Origin of the sequence: Massilia sp. CCM 8734 (assembly GCF_011682155.1) — a bacterium.
GTDB classification, from domain to species: Bacteria; Pseudomonadota; Gammaproteobacteria; order Burkholderiales; family Burkholderiaceae_D; genus Telluria_A; species Telluria_A rubra.
Window position 1 is genome coordinate 1 of sequence record NZ_WHJI01000221.1, and the last position, 351, is coordinate 351.

General features: G+C 71.8%; 1 protein-coding gene. It reads left to right on the forward strand.

The features are described from left to right. On the forward strand, positions 1 to 351 hold a 351-nt coding region (locus F2P46_RS36340; RefSeq protein WP_166899356.1), incomplete at both ends, for an ankyrin repeat domain-containing protein.

The window sequence follows — 351 nt, forward strand, 5'->3', positions numbered from 1 at the left end:
GAGATGGCCACCTTGCTGCTCGATCGCGGGGCCGATCCGCGCGTGGTGGCCGATGGCGGCCGCACGGCCCTGCACAGCCTGGCGCTGCAAGCGCTGCCGCCGCCGCAGCAGCACGCCATCCAGATGGTGCTGGCCGAGCGATTGGTGCGGCAAGGCGTCCCGCTCGATGCCACGTACGGGCAAGGCGAGACCGCCCTGCACATGGCGGCGGCGACCGGCAATCTCGACCTGCTGAACCTGTTGCTCGCCGAAGGCGCCAACCCGACACTGCGCAACAAGCGCGGCGAAGACGCCCTCGCCTGCGCGCGCCGGCGCGGCCATGCCGCCCTGGTCGAACGCCTGGAACAGCAT